Source organism: Vibrio sp. 1562 (assembly GCF_033340155.1).
Taxonomy (GTDB): Bacteria; Pseudomonadota; Gammaproteobacteria; order Enterobacterales; family Vibrionaceae; genus Vibrio; species Vibrio alginolyticus.
Genome location: NZ_JAWOVY010000367.1, coordinates 1 through 691, shown reverse-complemented (window position 1 = coordinate 691; position 691 = coordinate 1). Strand labels below are relative to the sequence as shown.

At 49.5% G+C, this 691-nt stretch carries 1 protein-coding gene; it reads right to left on the bottom strand.

Going from position 1 to position 691, the window contains the following annotated elements; translation table 11 throughout:
• Positions 1-689, bottom strand: a 689-nt coding sequence (locus R7Z49_RS25225; protein WP_318112416.1) for a succinylglutamate desuccinylase/aspartoacylase family protein, incomplete at its 3' end; no start/stop codon positions are given.
• Positions 690-691: the final 2 nt, after the last annotated feature.

Sequence of the window (691 nt, the reverse complement as noted above, 5' to 3'; positions counted from 1 at the left end):
ACGTTAAAAATCCCCGCGACCGTACGATCAATCAGCGCTTGCTCAGTGTAACGCCCCATGCCCACTTCGATAGTAATGCTTGGAATGCCGCTGTTGTTCCACACGGTTTCTAAAACACCTGCGTCCCCCGGATCGTTTAAGATAGCGTCTGGGTTAATTGAGCGAGCCATTTCCAACGATTGTTCGATACGGAAATCGGCAAACACATACAATGGGTAAGCGGCACCACTGGTTTGGGTGTGCAGATCAATCGCAAGCTCTGCATTTGGCTTAAGCAGATTGTTCCATAATGCAAACAGGTAGCGATTGGCCTCATTGCCGTTTGCGTCGCCTGGGAAAAAGCGGTTTAGGTTTGCTGGTGAGGCATCAGGATCAGCGGAGTAAAAATCGCGGCTGTGGTTCAACATACCCGTTAAGTTGATGGTTGGAACAACAGTGACAGTGCCCGCCAGTTCTTTGCCGATCAGCTCTCGAGCTGTTTTTTGCGCGGCAAGAACGCCGTTGTATTCATCGCCATGAACACCGGCAGTGATCATAATCTTCTTGCCCGGCTTGTCGCCTTTGAATACCAATACTGGTAGGTGTTGCCACTGAGATAGGGCATTGGTTGCAATGCGGAACCAGAATTTATGCTCGCCAGCAGGCAAGTCAGTTACGTCGAGAGATTGAATGACTTGATGACCTTGAATTA